The sequence below is a fragment of the Frankia sp. CeRuru1 genome (assembly GCF_977966315.1).
In genome coordinates, this window is record NZ_CDWWEW010000094.1 from 1 (window position 1) to 14,489 (window position 14,489).

General features: G+C 71.0%; 15 protein-coding genes and 1 pseudogene. 8 read left to right on the forward strand and 8 right to left on the reverse strand.

Translation table 11 applies throughout. From position 1 onward, the window contains the following. From AC08OP_RS09540 to AC08OP_RS09550, 3 genes and pseudogenes are all read left to right on the forward strand, one after another. Positions 1–165, forward strand: a pseudogene (locus AC08OP_RS09540) (serine/threonine protein phosphatase); the annotation flags it as partial. Beyond that, positions 165–1,781, forward strand: coding sequence for a sensor histidine kinase (locus AC08OP_RS09545; protein ID WP_476613859.1), 1,617 nt, complete (start codon positions 165–167; stop codon positions 1,779–1,781). The pseudogene AC08OP_RS09540 and the gene AC08OP_RS09545, both read left to right, overlap by 1 nt. Before the next feature lie 27 nt (positions 1,782–1,808). Beyond that, on the forward strand, positions 1,809–2,471 hold the full coding sequence (locus tag AC08OP_RS09550; protein ID WP_476613860.1) for a TIGR03085 family metal-binding protein: 663 nt from the start codon (positions 1,809–1,811) through the stop codon (positions 2,469–2,471). A gap of 73 nt (positions 2,472–2,544) precedes the next feature. Here AC08OP_RS09550 and AC08OP_RS09555 read toward each other — a convergent pair whose 3' ends face one another. Further along, positions 2,545–3,879 (reverse strand): glycoside hydrolase family 26 protein, encoded by a 1,335-nt coding sequence (locus AC08OP_RS09555; RefSeq protein WP_476613861.1) that lies wholly within the window; start codon positions 3,877–3,879, stop codon positions 2,545–2,547. Between the two features lie 483 nt (positions 3,880–4,362). Between AC08OP_RS09555 and AC08OP_RS09560 the strand changes: the two genes are divergently transcribed. Both AC08OP_RS09560 and AC08OP_RS09565 read left to right on the forward strand, forming a co-directional pair. Beyond that, complete coding sequence (locus AC08OP_RS09560; protein ID WP_476613862.1) at positions 4,363–4,935, forward strand: CD225/dispanin family protein; 573 nt, start codon at positions 4,363–4,365, stop codon at positions 4,933–4,935. Continuing rightward, a complete protein-coding gene (locus AC08OP_RS09565; protein ID WP_476613863.1) occupies positions 4,932–5,291 on the forward strand; it encodes a CD225/dispanin family protein in 360 nt (119 codons plus the stop codon). Before AC08OP_RS09560 ends, AC08OP_RS09565 begins: the two co-directional genes overlap by 4 nt. A gap of 123 nt (positions 5,292–5,414) precedes the next feature. Here the strand turns inward: AC08OP_RS09565 and AC08OP_RS09570 are convergent, their stop codons facing one another. The 6 genes from AC08OP_RS09570 to AC08OP_RS09595 form a co-directional block, all read right to left on the reverse strand. Continuing rightward, positions 5,415–5,594 carry a CD225/dispanin family protein gene (locus AC08OP_RS09570; protein ID WP_476613864.1) on the reverse strand — a complete coding sequence of 60 codons (180 nt, stop codon included), beginning with the start codon at positions 5,592–5,594 and terminating at the stop codon, positions 5,415–5,417. 29 nt (positions 5,595–5,623) lie between these two features. Then, positions 5,624–6,451: a DnaJ domain-containing protein gene (locus tag AC08OP_RS09575; RefSeq protein WP_476613865.1), complete on the reverse strand. Its 828-nt coding sequence runs from the start codon at positions 6,449–6,451 to the stop codon at positions 5,624–5,626. Positions 6,452–6,489: 38 nt separating this feature from the next. Beyond that, positions 6,490–7,311: an ABC transporter gene (locus AC08OP_RS09580; RefSeq protein WP_476613866.1), complete on the reverse strand. Its 822-nt coding sequence runs from the start codon at positions 7,309–7,311 to the stop codon at positions 6,490–6,492. Continuing rightward, positions 7,308–8,552, reverse strand: a complete 1,245-nt coding sequence (locus AC08OP_RS09585; RefSeq protein WP_476613867.1) for an ABC transporter ATP-binding protein — start codon at positions 8,550–8,552, stop codon at positions 7,308–7,310. The genes AC08OP_RS09580 and AC08OP_RS09585 overlap by 4 nt, the downstream gene beginning before the upstream one ends. 99 nt (positions 8,553–8,651) lie before the next feature. After that, on the reverse strand, positions 8,652–9,296 hold the full coding sequence (locus tag AC08OP_RS09590) for a response regulator (protein ID WP_476613868.1): 645 nt from the start codon (positions 9,294–9,296) through the stop codon (positions 8,652–8,654). After that, positions 9,293–10,714: a sensor histidine kinase gene (locus tag AC08OP_RS09595; RefSeq protein ID WP_476613869.1), complete on the reverse strand. Its 1,422-nt coding sequence runs from the start codon at positions 10,712–10,714 to the stop codon at positions 9,293–9,295. Before AC08OP_RS09595 ends, AC08OP_RS09590 begins: the two co-directional genes overlap by 4 nt. Before the next feature lie 216 nt (positions 10,715–10,930). On the opposite strand from AC08OP_RS09595, the gene AC08OP_RS09600 reads away from it, so the two are divergent. Next, positions 10,931–11,569 carry a dTMP kinase gene (locus AC08OP_RS09600; protein ID WP_476613870.1) on the forward strand — a complete coding sequence of 213 codons (639 nt, stop codon included), beginning with the start codon at positions 10,931–10,933 and terminating at the stop codon, positions 11,567–11,569. A gap of 72 nt (positions 11,570–11,641) precedes the next feature. On the opposite strand, the gene AC08OP_RS09605 is transcribed toward AC08OP_RS09600, so the two are convergent. Further along, positions 11,642–12,580, reverse strand: coding sequence for an acyl-ACP desaturase (locus AC08OP_RS09605; protein ID WP_476613871.1), 939 nt, complete (start codon positions 12,578–12,580; stop codon positions 11,642–11,644). 290 nt (positions 12,581–12,870) lie between these two features. Between AC08OP_RS09605 and AC08OP_RS09610 the strand changes: the two genes are divergently transcribed. Together AC08OP_RS09610 and AC08OP_RS09615 are read left to right on the forward strand one after the other, a co-directional pair. After that, on the forward strand, positions 12,871–13,590 hold the full coding sequence (locus AC08OP_RS09610; RefSeq protein ID WP_476613872.1) for a response regulator transcription factor: 720 nt from the start codon (positions 12,871–12,873) through the stop codon (positions 13,588–13,590). Continuing rightward, on the forward strand, positions 13,587–14,489 hold a 903-nt coding region (locus tag AC08OP_RS09615), incomplete at its 3' end, for a histidine kinase dimerization/phospho-acceptor domain-containing protein (protein WP_476613873.1). The genes AC08OP_RS09610 and AC08OP_RS09615, both read left to right, overlap by 4 nt.

Consider the following 14,489-nt stretch of genomic DNA (forward strand, 5'->3'; position numbering starts at 1 on the left):
GAACCGTTGGGCTGGGAGGGCGTGCTGCCCGAGATCGCCAAACTCTGGCCCGCTGACAACCCCGACGGGCTGCTCGACGACCTGATCGACCGGGTGGAGGCGCGCAATGGCGGCCCGCTGACCGACGACGTCGCACTCCTGCTGCTGATCTGGGGTGCCGGCTGATGCCGGAGCGCACCCACCGGAACGTTACCGACGAGGGAGCGGGCGACGCGGGGCTGAGCGGGGCGGTGGAGCGTGGCCGGGTCGGGCCCGTCTGGCGCCTGCGCCGTCGACTTGAGGTGACCTACATGGTGGCGGCGATGGTGCTGATGATCGTCGCTGGTCTCGTCGTCTCGTCGTTGGTCCGGCTCGACGACGCCCTGCACACGCGCAGCGACGTCCTCACCCCGGCTCTGCTGAGCTCCACCGAGCTGGTCTCCAGCCTGGTCGACCAGGAGACCGGGATGCGGGGCTACCTGCTCCAGGGCAGCGAGGACTTCCTGGAGCCCTACAACGAAGGGCGCAGGGCCGAGAGCAGGCTGCTCGCGGACCTGCACCGACGGCTTGTGGAGCGCCCCGGCCTGCTGGCGAGGCTCGCCGTGCTGGAGGACCGGATCCGGGCCTGGCACGGCGACTACGCCGATCCGGCCATCAACGCGGTGCGGGTGGGCGGTCCCGCGGCGGCCCGCCTGTTGTCACCGGAGTTCGGCAAGACCCGCTTCGAGGCGGTCCGCGCCGCGGCCGGGGACCTCGAGGCGGACCTGCGGGCCAAGGAGGTCCGGGCTCGCCAGCACGTCACGGCGGCGCTCCGTTTCCTGATCTTCGCGCTGGTGACCGGCGCGGCTGTCATGGCCATACTCCTGGCGGTCATCGCGCGGGCGCTACGGTCCTGGGTCACCCGCCCGCTCGAACGGGTGGGCGACGATGCGCGGACCGTCGCCTCCGGACATCTCGATCACGTGGTAGAGCCGACCGGTCCCCCGGACATCGCCTCGCTCGCCGCCGACGTGGAGTCGATGCGACGCCAGCTGATCGGGGAGCTCGGGGTCGCGCGGGCGGCGCGGTCCGCGGTGGAGGCGCAGGCCGAGGTGCTGCGGCGCTCCAATCGTGACCTGGAGCAGTTCGCCTATGTCGCCTCGCACGACCTGCAGGAGCCGCTGCGGAAGGTGGCGAGTTTCTGCCAGCTTCTGGAGCGACGCTACGGTGACAAGCTCGACGAGCGGGGCATCCAGTACATCGCTTTCGCGGTGGACGGCGCGAAGCGGATGCAGCAGCTCATCAACGATCTGCTGGCCTTCTCCCGGGTCGGACGGACTACCGACGGTTTCGTCGATGTGTCCCTGGGTGAGATCTTCGAACGGGCGGCGGGGGCGCTGTCCATCGCGATCGAGAGCGCCCAGGCCGAGGTCACCGCGGATGATCTGCCGGTCGTGCGCGGGGACCCCGTCCTGCTCACCCAGCTGTTCGCGAACCTGATCGGGAACGCGCTGAAGTTCCGGGCCGAGACGGTTCCCGCCGTGCATGTCGGTGTCGTCGACCGGGCGGACGAGTGGGAGCTGTACTGCGCCGACAACGGGATCGGAATCGATCCGGAGTACGCTGAGAAGATTTTCGTGATCTTTCAGCGGCTGCACGGCCGGGATGTCTACGAGGGCACGGGCATCGGGCTGGCGTTGTGTCGCAAGATCGTCGAGTTCCACGGCGGCCGGATCTGGCTGGACGGCGCGGTGAAGGACGGAACCACCTTCCGGTTCACCTTCCCTAACCGGAGACTTCCAACGGCCGGAGACCCGCCATGAGTCGCCTCATCGCCTAGAGTGCCGCACATGATGGGGTCAGGAGCGGTTCTCACCCGGCGAGGAGCCCGGGCGCGGCGGCGGGAGCTCGCGGACCTGCTGGCCGAGCGTGGCCCGGCGGCGTCCACCCTCTGCGCCGGATGGACAAACCATGATCTGGTGGCGCACCTGGTCACCCGCGAGCGGGTGCCGTGGGCCGCTCCCGGGCTCATCGTCGGTCGGCTGCACGGCATCACGGAACGGGCCGAGCGGGCCACCATGCGGGCCCACACCTTTCCCGAGCTGGTCGAGACGTTCCGTGCCGGGCCGCCGTGGTGGCAGCCGACCCGCATCGGCCTGATCGACGATGCCACGAACCTGGTCGAGTTCTTCGTGCACGCCGAGGACATCCGCCGCGCCGCCCCCGGCTGGGAGCCTCGCGAGCTTGACACCAGGAGCCGTGACGCGATGTGGACCGCTCTGTTGCTGATCGGGTTCGCCGGGTTCCGGCGAGCCGGCCTGGGTGTCGTGGCGGAGCGTACGGACGCTCCTGGCCGGCGCACCCTGCACGGCGGCGAGCCGGTGGTGGAGATCGTCGGGCTGCCTGAGGAGATCGTGCTGTACGCGTTCGGGCGGGGCCAGGTCGCCCGGGTCGAGCTGCGCGGTTCCGACGCCGACATCGAGCGGTTCCGCGCGGCTCCCACCGGTCTCTAGCTCCCGGCAGCTCCGATCTGGGTGTGATCTGGGTGTGATCCGGTCGGAGCCGTGCCGCCATCGGGGCGGGGTGCTACCAGAGCGAGGCGTAGGTGGCCGCGCCAGCGGGATGCTCTGTCGGGTTCACCAGGGAGGAGTGCACGTTCCCGGGCTCCGAGTCGTTGAAGTACGTCTCGTAGGCGAGGATGTCGCGGTTCGCGGCGAACGTCTGGTACATGTTGCGGATGTACACCGGGTTGTCGCCGCCGGCCCGGCCGGCGCGGCCCGCCTCGGTGTCACTCTTTCCGACGAGTCCCCATTCCGGGACCGAGAACTGCTTGCCGTGCTGGCGGGCGAACGCGATCGTCGAGCAGAGACCGGTTTCAGCGTGGCACTGACTGGCGAAGGCAGCGTCGTCCGTGCTCGCCGGCCATTGGTCGTAGCTGTCGATGCCGATGATGTCGACGTACTGGTCACCGGGGTAGACGGCCCAGGCCCCGCTGCTGTGCGCATTCAGCGTCCAGTCGATGCGGGCCTGCGGATCCGTCGAGCGGATCGCGCTGACGACCTGGCGGAAGCAGTTCACCCAGGTGGTGGGGTTGGTCTTGGAGACCGACCACGGGAACCAGTCGCCGTTGAACTCCCAGGCGAGCCGGATGATGCTCGCCGGGCGGCCCTTCGCCACCAGCCACCGGCCGAAGTCCGCCCAGTGGCCGTTGTAGGCGCCGCTCGCGCAGGAGTTCATGTCCCCACCGCCCGTCGGGTAGAAGGGCTGCGAGATGATCCAGGTGCCGGCGAAGGTCGAGAACTTCTCCGGGCCCGAGCCGAGCCACGGGTTCGTCATGGTCTGCCAGCTCGACCGGTCGGTGAAGGTGAGCACGACGTTGACCGGCGAGCCGCGGAAGCTCTCCCAGGCCCGCACCTGCGTCATCGTCCCCGCGGCAACGCCGCTCATGCCGCCGGGCACCGAACCGCCCCCGCCACCGACGGGGATGACGGGCACCTGTACCGCCGGCTTCGTGACCCGGGCCGCGGTGCCGGGGGTCGTCGGTTTGGCGGCGGTCCGCGGGGCCGTACCGGCCGGGGTGCCCGCGGGCACCGGGGCGGGTGACGGCGAGGGGGAGCCGACGGTCGCGCTGGAGTCTCCGCCGGGTAGCCCGCCGGTCGTGCCTGCTGAGACGCTGGGTTGTACCCGGAGGTCATCGCCGTGTCGGGGCTTCCCGTGCTGGATGGCGGTGGCCTCGACTGTCGCCGAGCCTTCGCCCCCGGTGTCGCGTTCGGGGACGAGGGTCCACCCGACTGCGGCGGCGACCAGAGCCATCACGCCCAGCGACGCGATCCAGGCAGGGTGATGCGGACGGCGACGCCCGCGCCGGGAACCGGATCGGACTCTTGGCGGGCTGGGATCGCCCACCGCTCGGTGCTTCACCGCGGGTATCCCTCCGTGCGTGGCAGTGTCGTCAGGCCCCCCCGGGTCCCGGCTTCGGCATCGAAGCGGATGACCTCCATGTCGCACAGCAGCCTGAGACGGACCGGACCAGCCTCCGGTCGCCCCCTCGACGCTGGCTGCCATGTCTAGATAGTTCGGATGAGACACTACACCGACGTGCTAGACCGACTTGTCGGAACTCGGGGGTTTCGGGCGGTGAGGCTCTCGGGTGGCGTGGAGCCCGGCTGGTCGGCACGCCGGTTGGTCGACATGCTGGCTGTGCCACAATGTGCGCGCGCGGAGCCCGGGACGTGCATGGTGGTCCACCCACCTCGCGTCACGGATCCCGCGCACGGGTCGGGGATCACGCGTCGGTGGAGTGTCGGCGGTGCCTGGTCGAGCGCCCCGGGGGTCATGCAGCCAGGCGCGGTGGCGGGGCCGTTCATCGGCTCGCCCGCCACGACGACAACAGGAGAGCACCCAATGTCCCAGCCACCCGAGTACCCTCCCGCCGGCGGTCACGGCCAAGGGGGTTATGGCCAGGGCGGCTACGGCCAGGGTGGTCACGGCGGCCAGGGCGGCTATGACCAGGGTGGTTACGGCGCTCCACCGCCCGGCTATGGACCCCCGCCCGGTGGGTACGGCGCGCCGCAGGGCTACGGCGCACCCCAGGGCTACGGCGCACCCCAGGGCTACGGCGCCCCGCTGGGCTACGGCGGCCCGGGTGGGTTCGGCCCACCTCCGCCCTACAACCAGCCGATCCCGACCTACCTGTGGCAGTCGATCGTGGTCACCCTGCTGTGCTGTCTGCCCGCCGGTGTGGTGGCAATCGTCTATGCCACCAAGGTGCAGAGCCGCCAGCAGATCGGCGACATCAACGGCGCGCTGGACGCCTCCAAGAAGGCCAGGATGTGGTGCATCATCTCGGCCACCTCGATCATCGTGGTGTTCCTGGTCATCCTCGCCATCGGCTTGGCCGGCGGCTTCGAGACCGATTCCAGCACGTCGTATTCGACGCTCCCACCGGCCCTCACCCGGAGGAGTGTGTACCGGTGACGACTCCGCCGAGCGGCCCGCCCCCCGGGTACGGCCAGGGCCAGCCGGGCGGATATCCGCCGTACCCGCCGGGGGGATTCGGTCAGCAACCGCCGTACGGTCAGCCCATTCCGACCTATCTGTGGCAGTCGATCGTGGCCACCCTGCTGTGCTGTCTGCCCGCCGGCATCGTCGCGATCGTCTTCGCCTCCCAGGTGCAGGGACGCCAGCAGTCCGGCGATGTGGCCGGCGCCCTAGAGGCGTCCGCCAAGGCGAAGAAGTGGTGCATCATCTCGGTCATCGCCTTCGCGGCCATCCTCCTGATCTATCTGGTGGCCATTGTGATCATCGTCGGGGTGGCGGCGAACAACAGCTGACCGCCCGCTCACCGTGGTAGTGACCCGGCGCGAGGCTCATCGATCATCGAGATCGGATCGTCCCGCCATCCGACTAGCCCGCAACTCGGTAGCGGCCGTCCGCTCGGCTCGGTCGTCGGCTCGTCAGCCGATGGAGCTCCCGTCGCCGAGCCCCGCCATTACCGAGAGAGACGCGAGGAAGAGGAGGCCGAACACGAGTCCGGCCAGGCACCAGGCCAGGCTGCGACGCGATGCCCGGCGCGCCCCGGCGACGTCGTGGGCAAGGAGCCGATTTGACGCGCGCGAGGAGTTGATGATCCCCATCACGCCGAGCGGCGCGCACAGGAATGTCGTCAGGATCGCGAGAGCCAGGTAGTTGCCGACCTTCGGCGTCGCCTCGGCACCTGGCCCCCGCCGTGCCCCCGACCTCTGCCGCGTCCGCGTGTGCCGCGGTGCCTGTGCGTGCCGCGGTGTCCGCGTGTGCCGCGGTGTCCGCGTGTGCCGCGGTGTCCGCGTGTGCCGCGGTGTCCGCGTGTGCCGCCGGACCGTCTGGTGGGGTTCGGCGGGTCGGTGGGCCTGTGTTCCGGGCCAGCCCGGATGGGGTGGGGGCCGGTGTCGTTGTGTCGACTCCGCGGGTAGCCGGTCGAGTAGTGATGGCCGCTCGAGTAGTAGTGACCGCCGGTGTCGGCCGCGCTCCAGGGAGCCCAGCGGGCACCGGTGCTCGTCCGGCAACCGGCGTTCGTGCGGGTGCCGGTGTTCGTCCGGCCGGTGTGGTTCGTCGACCCCGGGCCGCCCGCGCCCGGTGCCGGGGACGAGGGCGGCCCGGTGAGGCGGGCGTCGTACTCGTCCCGCCACTTGTCGAGGATTTCGTGGGACACGGTGAGGAGCCGCATCGTGCGCATGGACTGTGCGTCCCGGCTGGCGGGATTGTCCGGATGATGGGCCCGGACACGGGCCCGGTACGCCCGGCGGATCTCCGCCCGGTCAGCGGTGCGCGCCACCCCGAGCACGGTGTAGGCGTCGGCGCCGCCGAGTTCGCGAACCAGCCGGTTGAGCGGGGTCAACGTCCGATCCGCTTGACGACGTCGCCGCGGTTCCGATCGGAAGGCACCATGCGAACCGCCATTCCCCGTCGTCGGCTGGGCGCCATCAGCGGTGATGATAGGCGATCCGTCCGCCATCCGTCCGCCATCCGTCTGCCTTTGGCAGATTCGTGCTGTCAGGCCGTGACGTCCCGGCGGGCCAGGCTCACCGCCCCGACCACCGCCGCACCGGCGGCATACAGACCTCCGATCAGCAGCGCCGACCCGTAGCCGGCATCGGCGGTACCTCCCTGGCCGATCGCGTCGAAGACCAGTCCGGGGAAGATCCGGCCCGCTCCGCTCCAGGACTCCTGGACAATGTGCTCGATCGGAAACGTCCACGCGATCCCGACGGCGAGGGTGAGCGCCGTCGACCGCAGGACCAGCCCGAGCACGGTCCCGGCGAGTCCGAAGAAAACGGCGGCCACCAGCGCGTTCAGGTAGCTCGACGCTGCCTCCCCGAGCGCGTCGGCGCTCCACCACGCTGACGTGTCAATGTCCCTAATCCCGGCGACGGCCAGCCCTACGACGATGCTGACCACCAGCGCGGCGACGAGCGCCACCGCCACCAGGGCGAGCATGACCGCCATGCGTCCGGCGAGCCAACCCAGCCGCCGGGGCTCCCGTAGGAACAGGGTTCGCAGCGTCCCCTGGCTGTACTCGAGGGTGATGCTGATCGCGAAGACGAGGAAGACCAGCAGGCCGGTGAAGGTGCTCCCGCCGGTGAAACCGAGTGCCACCCCGGACGCCGCGGACACCTGCGTGAACGTGACGTCGAAGCTCGGTGGCCCACCGCTGCCGCTCGGCGGGGAGCCGCCCGGATCGGCCAGTGCGAGGAGCAGCACGGTCGACAGCACGCTCAGCAGGGCGAGGATGCCCATGGCCACCGCCGTACTCGGCCGCCACAGCTTGATCAGCTCGGCGTGGAAGGACCGCCGGGCCGCTACCAGGAGACTCATCGCAGTGCCCCCTCGTCATGACGGGCCGCCGCAGCGGCGGACAGCCCGCGGATCGGACTCGTGGATCTGGTTGTCGTCCCGCCTGTGGGGGGGCCGCTGGGAGCCGGCACGCCGGCCGGTGCTGGTGTCGGTGCTGGTGTCGGTGTCGGTGTCGGTGATGTCGCCGCCCGGGTTCGGGCCTGGGTGACCAGACCCTGGTAGCGGTCCTCCAGGCTGAGCCGGCGCGGAGACATCTCGACGAGGGTGATGCCCCGGGCCGCCGCGGCCCGGTTGATCCTGGCCAGCAGGCGGGTGGGGCCGTCGGGGCTGTCAGTGCAGTCGGGGCCGTCGGGTCCGTCGTCTGGGTTCGCGTCGAGACTGACGACGACATCCCGGGGCCGCCGCGTCGCCGGTACCGCCAGGCCGGCGAGGAGATCGGCGAGCAGCGGGATGTCATCGTCGTGCTCGGGGCGTAGGACGATGTCGTAGGTGGAGGTTGCCATCAGCCGGTCGGTCGGCCCCTGGTAGGCCAGCCGCCCGCCCTCCACGACGATCAGCCAGTCGCAGATCTGCTCGACCTCGGCGAGTAGATGCGACGAGATCAAGACGGTGCGCGCCGTGCGCCGGCTCCCGGCGATGGCCGGCCCGGCGGCGATGGATCGGATGAGCTCACGCATCTGCCGGATCCCGATCGGGTCCAGTCCGTTCGTCGGCTCGTCGAGGATGAGCAGGTCCGGATCGCTGAGCAGGGCGGCGCCGATGGCGAGGCGCTGCTTCATGCCGAGGGAGTACGTCCGTACCTTGTCCGCGCCGCGGCCGGTGAGTCCGACCTCGTCGAGGATCCCGTCCACCCGCGTCGGGTCCTGCCCGCCCAGCACGGCGAGGGAGGCGAGGTTGCGGGCACCGGACAGCGCCGGGTACAGCGCGGGGCTCTCGATCAGGGCGCCCACCCGTGGCAGGTAGCGGGCCGGTGTCACCAGGGGATGACCGAGGACGGTCCCGGAGCCCCCGCTGGGGCGGACCAGGCCGAGCAGCATGCGCAGGGTCGTCGTCTTGCCGGCCCCGTTGGGCCCGACGAATCCGGCGACGACCCCCTCGGGAATCGTGAGGTCGAGACCGGTGACGACGGTCCGGCGCCCGTACCGCTTGGTCAGACCCTGGACGTCGACGGCGGCTGGCCGGTCTGTCTCAGGTGCCGGCCGGGTGGTGCCGGGCCGGGTGGTGCCGGGTGATGGCGAACTGCGCTCGCCAGTGGTTGTCATCATGGGAATCAGACTGGTGTGGCCGCCCCCTCACGTCGTCCGTCCAGCGGCGGCATCGTCGTACGCAATGTGGCGCAGCCCCGGGTACGCCCAGCCGGCTCAGACGAGGCCGGCCTGGTGGGCCAGGACGGCGAGCTGGGCTCGGTCCCGCGCCGTCAGTTTCACCATCACCCGGCTCACGTGGGTGCGGGCCGTCGCCGGACTGATCACCAGTTGGGCGGCGATCTCGTCGTTGGACAGCCCGTGGCCGACGAGGCTCATCACCTCGCGTTCCCGCACGGTCAGCCCGCGCAGGTCCGGGGCGGCGACGGCGGCTGGCCGGCGGGCGAAGGCCTCGATGACGAGCCGGGTCACCGTCGGGGAGAGCAGGGACTCGCCCGCGGCGACGACCCGGATCGCCCGCAGCAGGTCGGCGGGTTCGGTGTCCTTGAGCACGAAGCCCGAGGCGCCGCCCCGCAACGCCTCGAAGACGTATTCGTCCAGCTCAAAGGTGGTGACCATGACGACCCGGGTGGCGGCCAGGCCGGGATCCTCGACGATCGTCCGCAGCGCCGCCAGCCCGTCGAGAACCGGCATGCGGATGTCGAGCAGCACGACGTCGGGTCGGGTGGCGCGGACGAGCTCGACCGCGGCCCGGCCGTCCTCGGCCTCGCCGACGAGCTCCAGATCGTCCTCGGTCTCGATGAGTACCCGCAGCCCGAGCCGCACCAGCGGCTGGTCGTCGGCCACCGCCACCCGGATCACGAGCGCGTCACCCGGCCGGGGAGCGTCCGGCCGCCGCCGGTGTGCACCGGAAGCTCGGCCCGGACCTGCCAACCGCCGGCCTGGACCGGTCCGGCGGTGAGGCTTCCGCCGAGCTCCGCGGCCCGCTCCCGCAGCCCGGTGAGCCCGTGGCCGGTCGAGGTCGGCCAGTCGTGCGGCTCGCCGGGGAGCGGCGGGGGCGCGGCCGTGCCCGGCTGGTCGGTGACGTCGACGACGAGCCGGCCGCCGATGATCCCCATGGTGACGCGCACTCGTACTCCGTTCGGCTCCCCGTGCCGGAGCACGTTGGTCAGCGACTCCTGAATGATGCGGTAGGCCGCCAGATCGAGGTCCGCCGGCAGGCCCGTGAGATCCCGGGAGTCTCCCTGCGTGACGAGCTCGACGGGCACCCCGCAGAGCCGGACCTCGCGCAGCAGGCTCGGGAGTCGGCCGAGTCCCGTCAACGGGGTCCTGGGCGGCTCGTCATGCGCCTCGCGGGCCCTGCCGGTCCCCTCCGGGGTATCCGTCGAGGACGTGGCAGCGGCAGCGGCGGTGGTGGCAGCGGCGGTGGTGGCAGCGGCGGTGGTGGCAGCGGCGGTGGCAGCGGTGGCATTGGCAGTGGCGGCGCTGGTGGCAGCGGCGGTGGCGGCGGTGACGTCGTCCGCGGCCGGGTCCGCCCGCCGGCCGGCCCGGGTGAGCGCCAGGGTGGCCCGCAGCTCGTCCAGCGCGTCGACGCTCGTCCGGCGGATGGCCTCCAGGGCCACCTGGGCCTGCTCGGGACGCCGGTCCAGCACATGCAGCGCCACCGCGGCCTGCAGGGAGATAATGGACAGGCTGTGGCCCACGACATCGTGGACCTCGCGAGCCATCCGCAGCCGTTCCTGTTCGATCCGGCGGCGGGTCGCCTCCTCCTTGGCCTGCGCAGAGGCGATGCGGTTGAGTCTGATCAGGGCGCCCACGAACGCGGGAACGGTGCAGGATGCGGCCGTCCCGATCATCGCGATGGCGAACTTCCAGCCGCCGTCGGCGTATCCCCGCAGCAGCGCGACGACCGAGCCGAGGAAGATCAGTAGAACGCAGACCCCCACGGCTCGGCTCGTCGTCCGCTGGTCGTGGCGCAGCCCGACCGCGAGCCCGGCCACGATCACGGGAAAGAACGCGGGGCCGCGCGGGTAGCCGGCGCCGAGGTAGCCGCCGAGGAGCAGGCTCGTGGCCACGAGCATGGCCAACGGGGCCCGGCGGCGCAGGGGGATGGCGGCGGCCAGCAGGGCGAGCAGCACGTAGGCGAAGGCATCCAACGGCCGGGAGGGGGGCACCTGGTCGGCACCCGCCTCCCCGGAACCGCGGAGCAACGCCGCCGCGGTGAATGCGGTGAACAGGACGTCACCGATCACCGGGAAGATGCCGCGCCTGGCCTCCATCTCTCCGACGGTAGCGAGCCGCCGTCGTGCCGACATCCGCCACTGGACGTATCCCGCGTACGGGCCGGGACGCAGCCGGGAGGAGGAAGCGCCCGGCCGGTGGTCGATCGGTTTCGACGTGTCCTTGTGGTGTCCTTGTTACGGGCTGTGTCCTTGTTACGGTTACGCTGCGGCCTAAGGGCTCACGACGGCCGGTGGCGGGGAGGTGCCAGGCGGGTGATCCTCGCGATCGAAGGCGTCGACGGCGCGGGCAAGAACACGCTGACCGGGCGGCTGGTCGCTCGCCTCACCGCCGCCGGCCGCAGCGTCGCGACGCTCGCCTATCCCCGCTATGCGACCGAGCCTCTCGGCCCGGCGGTGCGCGGCCTGCTGGCCGGCGATCCGCGGCTCGCGCCGCTCGCGGCCTCTCCCCGGGCGAGCGCGATGATGTTCGCGCTCGACCGGGCCAACTCCCGTCCCGAACTCGACGCCCTCGTCCGCACGCATGATCTGGTGATCATCGATCGTTACGTGGCGTCGAACGCGGCGTACGGCGCGGCGCGGCTGCCGGCCACCGAGCGGGAGAGGTTTCCCGCCTGGATCGCCGAGCTGGAACTCGGCGCGCTCGCGCTGCCGGTGCCCGATCTCCAGGTCCTGCTGCGGATCCCGGTGGGGACGGCGCGGGCGGGTACGCTCGCCCGCGCCGGGGCCGACCGGGGCCGGGCGCTGGACACCTTCGAGTCCGACGACGGGCTGCAGGAGCGGTGCGCGCGGATGTACGAGGAGCTGGCGGCCCGGAGCTGGGTCTCCCCGTGGCTGGTGGTGGACCGGGAGACCGGCGTCGACACGATCTGCGAACACCTCACCACCCGGTAGGGACGCTACGGGCAGTGAGACCATCCCGGATTTCCCGGATTTCTGGGTTATGCAGGTTATGCAGGTTATGCGTTAGGCCGAGGCCAACGCCTCGGCTCGCCGGGTGGCACGTTCCGTGGTCCGCGCCAGCTTCGCTTCCTGCTGCGTCGCGAGGGCGTCGAGCCCGGTGACGAAGGCGGAGACCTCCTCGCGGGCCTTCTCAGCCTCGCCATTCAGGCCCTCCAGGTCGAAGAACCGCCAGTGACGCAGGATCGGCAGCACCACGTCGTCGTGGTGGATGCGCAGGTTGTAGATGCCGGCCCGGGCGATCTGGATCGCCTTGCGGCCGAAGTCACGGATGCCGGTGCCGGGCATCTGGAAGTTGACGAGCTCGTCGCGGATGGCCACCACGGTACGCGAGGGGTCGAGCTCCAGCGCCCCCGCGATCACGTTCCGATAGAAGATCATGTGCAGGTTCTCGTCCGTCGCCACCCGCGTGAGCAGCTTCTCGGCGATCGGTTCCCCGCAGAAACGGCCAGTGTTGCGGTGGCTCACCCGGGTCGCCAGTTCCTGGAAGGAGACGTACGCCGTTGCCTCCAGCGGGGACTTGTCCCGGCTGTCGTAGCCCTTGCCCATCTGGTACATGCGGTTGCGTTCGAGGGCGATCGGGTCCACCGCCCGGGTGACCAGGAGGTAGTCGCGCATCGCTATGGAGTGGCGCCCCTCTTCGGCGGTCCACCGGTGCACCCAGCTTCCCCAGGCGCCGTCCCGGCCGAACGCGTCCGCGATCTCCCGGTGGTAGCTCGGCAGGTTGTCCTCGGTCAGCAGGTTGACCTCGAACGCGATCTGCGCGATCTTCGAAAGCTTCGACTGCCCGGGCTCCCAGGGGAGGCTGTCGAAGTCGCGGCCCTCGCCCCAGGGTACGTACTCGTGCGGCATCCATTCAGCGGCGACGCCGAGATGCCGGTTCAGGTTGGCCTCGGCGACGGGCTCCAGATCGCGTATCAGGTCGATGTCCGTGAGTGATCTCATTGGGGAACTGTTCCAGAGGGATCATGTGTTAACCATGTCCCGCGGGTGTGGATTACCGAGCGTGGAACTGTTCCGCTGAGGCAGTCCCGCTGCGGGAGCGGGCATCCTTGCCAGGCCCGGCGAGGACGCCCGGCCGGACAGTCCCGGCGCGCCCGGTCGGCATCCGGCTCACACCGAACTCTCATGATGCTCGGATGAACTCGACGCGGACGATGTCGACATCGCCGCCCGCATCGCCGTCCGCATCGCCGTCCACCCGCTGCATCGAGGTCGCGTTCAGGGAGCCGGACATGTCCACTGCCCCGCGTGTGCTGGTTGTCGACGATGAGCCGAACATCGTCGATCTGCTGCGGATGGCGTTACGTTTCCATGGTTTCGACGTTCTGACCGCGACCACCGGTCGGGCGGCGCTCGAGTTGGCCGTCGAGGCCCGGCCGGATCTGATGATCCTTGATGTGATGCTGCCCGACATCGACGGCTTCGAGATCTGCCGGATGTTGCGCGCGGACGGGCACCCGGTACCCGTCGTCTACCTGAGCGCGCGCAACGCCCACCGGGACAAGATCGCCGGCCTCACCTACGGCGGCGACGACTACGTCACCAAGCCGTTCGCCGTCGACGAGCTCGTCGCCCGGGTCCGGGCCGTGCTGCGCCGGACGTCACCTCCGCCGGCCGAGCCGGCACCCGTGCCGCCGTCCCCGCTGCGGTTCGCCGACGTGGAACTCGACCCGGACGCCCATCTCGTCCGCCGCGCCGGGGAGCCGATCGACCTGTCGCCGACGGAGTTCTCCCTGCTGCGGTACTTCCTGACCAACCCCAACCGGGTGCTGTCCAGGACCCAGATCCTTGACGCGGTGTGGAGCTACGACTACGCGGGCGAGCCGACCATCGTGGACCAGTACGTCAGCTACCTGCGGCGCAAGCTCGGCCGGCACGGCCCGTCTCTCATCCACACCCAGCGTGGTTTTGGCTACGTGCTGCGCCTTCCGGTGGCGTGGTCCAACCGGTGACGCTCCGCCTGAAGCTGATGTCCGGCCTGATCACGCTGACCGCCCTGGGACTGGTCATCGTGGGTGGGGCGAGCGTGTTTGCGCTGCGTGCCTACCTGGACGACCGGATCGACCAGCAGCTCACCCGCGCGCGGGTGCTGGGCGGCCTGCCGGCTGCTGCCTATCTGTCCCGGTGGGAGGCGCTGGGCCGGGCCGGGGTGGAGCGGGCCGTGGCGCCGACCGACTACCTGGTGGAGATCCGGCGGACGGACGGGACGGTGCTGCGCATCGCGGGTTCGGTGACTCCCACGCCGCCGGCTACGCCCCTGCTGGACGCCGCCGGGGACCGGGGTGCCACACCGTTCACCGTCATCGCCGACCGGGAGCGGTACCGAGCGGTCGTCCGGGACAGTCCGCGCGGGCCACGGGTCCTCGTCGCGCTGCCGCTGAAGCCGGTCGCGGAGACGGTCCACCGACTGGTGATGATCGAAGTGGCGGTGGGTCTCGCGGTGCTCGCCGCGATCGCCGTGCTCGCCTGGGTGTGGCTGACCCGTGGCCTGCGCCCACTGCGTCAGATGATCTCCACCGCGTCGGCGATCGCCGGGGGGGATCTCGACCGGCGGGTGCCGGCGGGGTCGGCCCGTTCGGAGACCGGTCAGCTCGCCACGGCCCTCAACACGATGCTCGGCCAGATCCAGGCCGCGTTCGCCGCCCGGGTCGCCTCCCAGGAGCAGCTCCGCCGCTTCGCCGCCGACGCCTCCCACGAGCTGCGGACGCCGTTGACCTCGATCCGCGGCTACGCCGATCTGCTGCGCGGCGGAATGGTGACGGCGGTCGACGCGGATGACGCGCTACGCCGGGTCCAGGAGGAGGCCGCCCGGATGAGCACCCTCGTCGACGACCTGCTGTACCTGGCCCAC

What these genes read in the sequence shown, in the direction of transcription:
- AC08OP_RS09545 (WP_476613859.1), top strand. Translation starts at nt 165, where the DNA reads ATGCCGGAGCGCACCCACCGGAACGTTACCGACGAGGGAGCGGGCGAC.
- AC08OP_RS09550 (WP_476613860.1), top strand. Translation starts at nt 1,809, where the DNA reads ATGATGGGGTCAGGAGCGGTTCTCACCCGGCGAGGAGCCCGGGCGCGG.
- AC08OP_RS09560 (WP_476613862.1), top strand. Translation starts at nt 4,363, where the DNA reads ATGTCCCAGCCACCCGAGTACCCTCCCGCCGGCGGTCACGGCCAAGGG.
- AC08OP_RS09570 (WP_476613864.1), bottom strand. Translation starts at nt 5,594, where the DNA reads ATGGGGATCATCAACTCCTCGCGCGCGTCAAATCGGCTCCTTGCCCAC.
- AC08OP_RS09575 (WP_476613865.1), bottom strand. Translation starts at nt 6,451, where the DNA reads ATGGCGGACGGATCGCCTATCATCACCGCTGATGGCGCCCAGCCGACG.
- AC08OP_RS09580 (WP_476613866.1), bottom strand. Translation starts at nt 7,311, where the DNA reads ATGAGTCTCCTGGTAGCGGCCCGGCGGTCCTTCCACGCCGAGCTGATC.
- AC08OP_RS09585 (WP_476613867.1), bottom strand. Translation starts at nt 8,552, where the DNA reads ATGACAACCACTGGCGAGCGCAGTTCGCCATCACCCGGCACCACCCGG.
- AC08OP_RS09595 (WP_476613869.1), bottom strand. Translation starts at nt 10,714, where the DNA reads ATGGAGGCCAGGCGCGGCATCTTCCCGGTGATCGGTGACGTCCTGTTC.
- AC08OP_RS09605 (WP_476613871.1), bottom strand. Translation starts at nt 12,580, where the DNA reads ATGAGATCACTCACGGACATCGACCTGATACGCGATCTGGAGCCCGTC.
- AC08OP_RS09610 (WP_476613872.1), top strand. Translation starts at nt 12,871, where the DNA reads ATGTCCACTGCCCCGCGTGTGCTGGTTGTCGACGATGAGCCGAACATC.